Origin of the sequence: Actinophytocola sp. (assembly GCF_045807065.1) — a bacterium.
In the GTDB taxonomy this organism is placed as follows: Bacteria; Actinomycetota; Actinomycetes; order Mycobacteriales; family Pseudonocardiaceae; genus Actinophytocola.
Genome location: NZ_JBJMIE010000390.1, coordinates 1 through 5,429 on the forward strand (window position 1 = coordinate 1; position 5,429 = coordinate 5,429).

At 72.9% G+C, this 5,429-nt stretch carries 6 protein-coding genes; all 6 read right to left on the reverse strand.

All coding sequences use genetic code 11. From position 1 onward, the window contains the following. On the reverse strand, nt 1-1,407 hold a 1,407-nt coding region (locus tag ACJ73U_RS22835), incomplete at its 3' end, for an FAD-dependent monooxygenase (RefSeq protein ID WP_407779725.1). A gap of 3 nt (nt 1,408-1,410) precedes the next feature. After that, complete coding sequence (locus ACJ73U_RS22840; protein ID WP_407779726.1) at nt 1,411-2,355, reverse strand: aromatase/cyclase; 945 nt, start codon at nt 2,353-2,355, stop codon at nt 1,411-1,413. A gap of 24 nt (nt 2,356-2,379) precedes the next feature. After that, nucleotides 2,380-3,165, reverse strand: coding sequence for a 3-oxoacyl-ACP reductase FabG (fabG, locus tag ACJ73U_RS22845; RefSeq protein WP_407779727.1), 786 nt, complete (start codon nt 3,163-3,165; stop codon nt 2,380-2,382). A 75-nt stretch (nt 3,166-3,240) separates the two neighbouring features. After that, a complete protein-coding gene (locus tag ACJ73U_RS22850; RefSeq protein ID WP_407779728.1) occupies nt 3,241-3,513 on the reverse strand; it encodes an acyl carrier protein in 273 nt (90 codons plus the stop codon). Between the two features lie 52 nt (nt 3,514-3,565). Beyond that, the gene (locus ACJ73U_RS22855) at nt 3,566-4,771 is read right to left on the reverse strand and encodes a ketosynthase chain-length factor (RefSeq protein ID WP_407779729.1); all 1,206 of its coding nucleotides are present in this window, start codon (nt 4,769-4,771) and stop codon (nt 3,566-3,568) included. Next, nucleotides 4,768-5,429: beta-ketoacyl-[acyl-carrier-protein] synthase family protein (locus ACJ73U_RS22860; RefSeq protein ID WP_407779730.1), on the reverse strand; the 662-nt coding region annotated here is incomplete at its 5' end. The genes ACJ73U_RS22860 and ACJ73U_RS22855, both read right to left, overlap by 4 nt.

The window sequence follows — 5,429 nt, forward strand, 5'->3', positions numbered from 1 at the left end:
CCAGCGCGCCAGGGCGGTGGCCAGCCCGTCCGTGCCGGCCCACGCGACGTAGCCGTCCGGGCGGACGAGCACCGCGCCGGCCGTGTCCGGTACTCCGGCGGGCACGCTGTCCACGCGGTCGGCCCACGGCCGCGCCACCCGGCTCGCGGCGCCGGTCGGGTCGAGCAGCAGCCCCCGCCCGGTGCGCGACAGCTCCGCGGTGGCGACGGTGCCGCGGTCGGTGGCGAGTTCCCGGGGCGGCAGCCGGGTGCCGACCGGCGAGTCGTCCTGCCCGCCGTAGCGCACGTCCAGCCCCGAGATCATCGCCGCGAGCCGCTGCCGCACCCGCTCGTGGCGGATCAGCTCGGCCAGGACCGTCCGCATCGGCTCCACCTCGGGACCGCCGAGCAGCAGGGTCGCCTGGGCGGCGATGTTGCCCAGCACCCGGGCGCCGACCGCGTGCCGTTCCTCGTGATAGGTGTCCAGCAGGCGGTCCGGCGCCCCGCCGCGTGCGCACAGCGCCAGCTTCCAGCCCAGGTTCACCGCGTCCTGCAGCCCGAGGTTCAGCGCCTGCCCGCCGACCGGCAGCTGCTGGTGGGCCGCGTCGCCGGCGAGCAGGACCCGGCCCTGGCGGTAGTGCTGCGCCTGCCGCGACGCGTCGCCGAACCTGTTGAGCCACAACGCTTCCCCGCCGCCGATGTCCTCGCCCGTGACCCGCTGCCAGAGGTCGCGCAGGCGGGCGAAGTCCACGTCGCCCTCGGCGGGTGCGCTGCCGAACTCGTGCACCATGACGCGGGTGACGCCGTCACCGCGGCGGGCGGCGATGGCCAGCCCGCCCGGCAGCCGCTGGAAGCGCCGGTCGGGCACGTCGATGCCGGCCACGTCCGCGCGGACCAGCTCGCGGCGCGCGTCGTGCCCGGGGAACGGGATGCCCGCCAGGCGGCGCACGGTGCTCCGCTCGCCGTCGCACCCGACCACGTACCGGCAGCGGATGCGGACCGTCCCATATGGACTCCGCGCTTCCACCGCCACGCCGTCCGCGGTCTCGACGAGGCCGACGACCTCGTGCGCGCGCAGGACCACCGCGCCGAGGTCGGTCGCCCACCCCGCGAGGATCTCCTCGGTCCGCGCCTGCGGCACCTTCCACTGCCCCGGGTAGGGGCCGGGCAGTGTCAGGTCCAGCGGGATGCCGCCGAAGTGGCCGCGCACGTCGTTCGGCAGCCGCCCGAACCGGTCCAGGAGTCCTCTGCTGTCCAGGATCTCCATGGTGCGGGCGTGCAGTGTGGACGCCCGGGACTCGCCGGACGGTGCCGGCAGCCGCTCGAGGACGACGACCTCGGCGCCGCCGAGCCGCAGCTCGCCGGCGAGCATCAGGCCGACCGGCCCGGCGCCCACCACGACCACCTGGGTGTCCCGGGGCGTCCCCATCGCTCAGCCCTCGCTCTCGGCGTACTGCTTGGCGTGGCCCAGGGTGGCCTTGCTGTTGGTGCCGAGCGCGTCGCGCACGTAGGCCCTGGCCCGGTCGACCCCGGCGCCCTCGCCGAGCACCTTCGCGATGTTCTCCGGCCGCAGCACGACCGTGTGCTGGGAGGTGGCCAGCACACCGCCCTCGCTGTCCTCGAAGGTCCACCGTCCCGTGTGGAGGGACAGCAGCGCGGGCAGCGTGGTCTGCTTGTACACGATGCGCCGCTTGGGGAAGCAGACCCGGACCGACTTCGTGGTGTGCGTCGAGCCGTCCTTGGCCTTCGTGTCCATCTCCAGCACCTGCAGGCCCTCGGCGGGCTCGGTCAGGTCGACCCGCGCGACGTGCGGCAGCCGGTCTGCCCACAGCCCCGCCTGGTCGATGAAGTCGTACACCCGTTCGGCCGGCCCGTCGATCCACAGGCTGTCCTGGAAGGACATGAGCAGGTCGGCCGAGCCGTCGGCCAGCTCGGCGCCGGCCCGCAACGCGTTCAGCTCGGCGCGTGAGTTGCCGTCCACCGCCCGCTCGATCCACTTCAGCGCCTGCGGGTCGTCGTCGACCGCCCGGTAGTCGTGCAGCAGGCGGACCCGGCACTCCCCGTCGTTCATCGGCTCGACGACCCAGCTGCCGCCCATCGCGGCGACCGGCGGGCTGGAGACCTCCTGGCGGAAGTCGATCCGCAGGCGGTCCGGGTCCAGCACGCGGCGGGACACCCAGGTCTTGGCCTCGCCGTTGGCGGTCGCCCAGATCCGGATCCGCTCCTCGTCGTCGCCGCGCTCGAGGTGTTCCACGTGGACGGTCGGCGGGAAGATCCGCGGCCAGTTCGCCACGTCCGCGACCAGCCGGTAGACGTCCTCGGCGCTCGCCCGCACGACGATGTCGTGCTCCACCTTGGGTAGGTTGTGCTTGAGCATCCCTGTGCCTTCCTGTGCGGTACGTCAGAAGTTGCCGAGCCCGCCGCAGACGTTGATGGCCTGCGCGGTGATCGGGGCGGCGGCGTCGGTCACGAGGTAGCCGACGAGGCCGGCGACCTCCTCGGGCGTCGAGTAGCGGCCGAGCGGGATCTTGGCGGTGAACTTCTCCATGATCGCGTCCTCGGTCGTGTCGTACGCGGCCGCGTAGCCCTGCCGCACCCGTTGCGCCATCGGGGTTTCGACGTAGCCAGGGCAGACGGCGTTGACGGTGATGCCGGTCGGCGCCAGCTCGTTGCCGAGCGCCTTGGTGAAGCCGACGACCCCGTGCTTCGACGCGGAGTACGGCGCGCCGAGCACGACACCCTGCTTGCCGGCGGTGGACGCGATGTTGATGATCCGGCCCCACTTCTTGTGCCGCATGCCACCGTTGGTGAGCACCTCGCGCGTCATGCGGAACACGCTGTTCAGGTTCGTGTCGATGACGTCGTGCCACAGTTCGTCCGGGATGTCCGCGGTCACGCCGCCACCGCTGCGGCCGGCGTTGTTGACCAGGATGTCGACGGTGCCGTACCGGTCCCTGGCCGCTCGCACGAACTCCGCGACCTCGCCGTCGGACCGCACGTCGAGCGGCTGGCCGTCGACGTCGAGTCCCTGTTCCCGCAGCGTCTTCACGGTGGTGCTGACGTTCTCGGCGGTGCGGGCGCCGATGAAGACCCGGTGCTCGCGCGTGGCGAGCAGACGGGCGATCGCGTACCCGATGCCGCTGGTGGCTCCGGTGACGAGCGCGACGCGCTTGTCCTGCTCCGACATGTTTTCCTCCGCTACTCCAGGTCTCCTGTGGACGGCGGGCACCGCCGGGGTCGGGTGCGGCGGCGCCCGCCTGGCTCATCGGGTGGCGCCGGCCAGTCGACCGCTCAGGTGGGCGTTGACCAGTTCCACGAGGGCACGTGGCGTCGCGGCGTCGGTGACGGCGGACTCGTCCAGCCTGATGCCGTACTCCCGCTCGATCTGGCCGCTGGTCTCCAGCAGGGCGAGCGACTCGTAGCCCAGCTCGTCGAAGCGGACGTCGGCGATGTCCCCGTCGAGGTCGACGTTCTCGTCGGCGCCGGCGCACTCGCGCAGGACGCGCTTGAGGTCGTCGATGGTGAACGTGCTCATCTGGTTCCTTCCCTTCGTGCTGTCGGTAGGTGGCGACTCGGTAGGTGGCGGCTCAGTAGGTGGCACGGACGACGACGGCGGAGTTGAACCCGCCCTGCCCGCGGGCCAGCACCAGCGCGCACCGCACCGGTACCGCCCGCGTCTCGGTGACCAGGTCCAGGTCGTAGTCGGGCGAGGGCACGACGTTGGTGGTGGGCGGTACCAACCCGTCGGCGATGCTCAGCAGCGCGGTGGCGACGTCGAGGGGGCCCGCTCCGGAGTACAGGCGGCCGGTCATCGTCTTGGGTGCGGTGACGGGGACGCGCCCGAGCACCGCGGTGACGGCCTCGGCCTCCACCCGGTCCAGCTCGGGTACGGCCGCGCCGTCGGCGAAGACCACGTCCACGTCGCGGGGCTCGGCGCCGGCGTCCGCCAGTGCCAGCTCGATCGCCCTGGCCAGCGCGGGTTGCCCGCCCGTGCCCGGTCGCGGGTCGAAGGTGGCCGCGTAGCCGGCGATCTCGCCGTACACCCGGGCGCCGCGGTCCCGCGCGCCGCGCGCGTCCTCCAGGATGAGGATCGCGCCGCCCTCGCCGGGCACGTGTCCGCAGGCGTCCGCGTCGAACGGCAGGTAGGCCCGGTCCGGGTCGTCCCGTGTGGACAGTCGGCCACTCGTCAGCTGCGCCACCCAGCCCCACGGGCAGAGCGACGCGTCAACGGCGCCGGTCACGACCAGCGGCGTGCCCCTGCGGATCTGCCGGCGTGCCTGCGCGATCGCGTCGAGACCGCCCGCCTGGTCGCTGACCAGCACCCCGCTCGGGCCCTTCATGCCGTTGCGGATCGAGATCTGCCCGCTGTTCACCGCGTAGAACCACGCGAACGACTGGTAGGCGCTGACGTGTTCGCCGCCGAGGCTCCACAGCTTCGCCAGCTCGCCCTGCCCGAACTCGAAGCCGCCGGAGGACGCCGCGGTGACCACGCCCATGTCGAACGCGGGCACCTCGGCGGGTGTCACGCACGCGTCCAGCAGGGCCCAGTCGGCGGCGACCAGCGCGAGCCTGGTCATCCGGTCGGTCTGGGGGAGCAGCCGGCTCGGCAGGTGTTCCCGCGCGACGAACCCGGGCACCTCACCGGCCAGCCGCGCCGGGTACCCGCTCGGGTCGAACCGGGTGATCCGGCCGATGCCGCCGCGACCCGCGCGGGTCGCGGTCCAGTACTCGGTCGTGCCCAACCCGTTGGGCGCGACCACCCCGAGCCCGGTGACCACCGCTCTCGCCGTCATAGCCGCCTCCTCTCGGGCCTGGTCAGCACCATCGCGCTCTGGAAGCCGCCGAACCCGCTGCCGACGGTCAGCACCGTGTCGGTGGGCCACTCGCGTGCGGTCAACGGCACGTAGTCCAGGTCGCACTCGGGATCCGGGTTGTGCAGGTTCGCCGTCGGCGGCACCACGTCGTGCGTGATGGCCAGCGCGCACGCCGCGATCTCGATCGAGCCGATGGCGCCGAGCGAGTGCCCGACCATCGACTTGATGGAGCTGACGGGCACGAGACCGGCGTGCGCACCGAGGACCCGCTTGAACGCCGCCGTCTCGTGCCGGTCGTTCTGCTTGGTGCCGGAGCCGTGCGCGTTGATGTAGTCCACCTCGGTTGGCGCGACCTCGGCCTCCGCGAGCGCGGCGGTGATCGCCTCGGCCATCTCCGCACCGTCGGGTCGCAGCCCGGTCATGTGGAAGGCGTTGCACCGGGACGCGTAGCCGGCGATCTCCGCGTAGACGTGCGCCCGGCGCTTCCTGGCGTGCTCGTACTCCTCCAGCACGAACACCGCGGCACCCTCGCCGAGCACGAACCCGTCCCGGTCGCGGTCGAACGGGCGGGAGGCGTGCTCGGGGTCGTCGTTGTTGGGCGAGGTGGCGCGGATCGCGTCGAAGCAGGCCACCGTGA